The 1,699-nt window shown below is 43.3% G+C and carries 2 protein-coding genes; both read left to right on the top strand.

Features of this window, described 5'->3' with window-relative positions; all coding sequences use genetic code 11:
* Positions 1-427: 427 nt before the first annotated feature.
* Positions 428-931 carry a thiol peroxidase gene (gene tpx / locus ACRC27_RS00765; RefSeq protein ID WP_115149298.1) on the top strand — a complete coding sequence of 168 codons (504 nt, stop codon included), beginning with the start codon at positions 428-430 and terminating at the stop codon, positions 929-931.
* A 521-nt stretch (positions 932-1,452) separates the two neighbouring features.
* The coding region (locus ACRC27_RS00760) for a hypothetical protein (RefSeq protein WP_438638862.1) at positions 1,453-1,699 on the top strand (247 nt) is incomplete at its 3' end.

The raw sequence follows: 1,699 nt of genomic DNA, 5'->3' as shown, positions 1-1,699 counted from the left end.
GTTCCCTGAGCAGCCATGTATAGCCTGTGGTTGGGTTCGCGGGTAATTCAATAAGATGCTGCAAATGCTGATACAGATGGAAAATTGAAATGCTAATACATTAATTTCAGAAGTATTAATGTGATGCATTTCCCGCAATCTGTATTGATATATGTGACCACAATCAATAAATAGGTAAGGTGATAACGTAATAGGTAATTTCAAGCGCCACGTTATCGCTCTGGCCTCCCGTGGAATAGCTGCACCGTTATCTCTCCCGATAGCGGTGCATTTTTTTATCTTCCGCTCACTGCTTTACCCACCAAAGTAAACTAATCATGACAGTACGCCGTAGAGGATTACAAAACCCTCTGTTTTCTCTGTGTTTGTCGCTGTGTCCCTTGGTTATACTCAAGAGGTTAATTAACTAGGCAAGCAAGGATTGGACATGAGCACAACGGTTACCCGCAGAGGCGTTCCGGTTGAAGTCGCCGGGCATTTTCCCGCTAAAGGCGAACAGGCCAAGCCTTTTACGCTGGTGGATAAAGATCTGAGTGATGTCACGCTGGCCAGCTTTGGTGCGCAGCGTAAAATCTTAAATATTTTTCCAAGCATTGATACTGCCGTGTGTGCCACCTCGGTACGTAAGTTCAATGCTGAGGCATCTGGCTTGAATAACACGGTCGTGTTGTGCATTTCAGCAGACTTGCCGTTTGCTCAAGCGCGCTTTTGTGGCGCAGAAGGGTTAGCAAATGTCATCACGTTATCAACCCTGCGCTCCGCATCTTTCATGCAAGATTACGGGGTAGCCTTCGCAACCGGTTCAATGGTCGGATTGGCGGCGCGCGCTGTGATTGTGCTGGATGAAAACAATCACGTACTACACAGTGAATTGGTTGCTGAGGTGGCTAATGAGCCCGATTATGCCGCGGCATTGGCAGTACTGAAGTAACAAAACTCGATTTTTTCACGTTAAAGTAAGCCCGCTGGTCACAGTGGGCTTTTTTTATGGCCAATTTGGCATGCGGTGGTTAGCTACTCTGGAGTGCAAGGCAAAAAAAAGCCAGATACGGATCTGGCGAGGGAAATTCAACACACAGGAGAAATGAATGCAGTGAAATACTAAAAAGACAGAGGACTAACTCTACCTTTACGTTAGCGAGATCTCGGGCATGGATCACGTATGAAAGCGTATCAGTATGGTTTAATCCGTAACGAAATTACTTTTGTTCATCACTTCCTAAATAATAATCAGAAAATAATACCCATGAGTAATTACCGAGTGTGATTATTTTCAGTGAGTGAACTCGTATGATTGAGCGTTGTTTCGAAGTGATGATGCAAGTATCAATCATATATTCTGATACAAATCATATTCATTATTATCACAAAAGCGAACATTCATGTGTTTACCCTCTTTTATGTTCTCCATACAATCATAGGCATTGAATGCGATTTAGGTAGGGGATAACCATGAAAAGAACAACCAATTTGATTGCTTCTCTGCTTATCACTCTCGCCATGGCATTATTGATTTTGGGCAGTTTCCATGCGCAATCATTAGAACAAGCAATAAGATTAGCGGAAAGTGATTTTTTATGGATGGTCTTTTTTGTTCGTTTATATTGGGGGGCAAACTTACTTTTCTCTCGCGTCATTGCATTGCTGACAGTCACCGGATCGTGTGGGCTGTTTTTTATGGTCGTCACTTTTTTGTTGA

Origin of the sequence: Plesiomonas sp., from assembly GCF_051650925.1 — a bacterium.
Lineage (GTDB): Bacteria > Pseudomonadota > Gammaproteobacteria > Enterobacterales > CAMTGL01 > Plesiomonas.
Note: the sequence above shows the minus strand (reverse complement) of the source record. Positions and strands in the feature narration are given on the sequence as shown.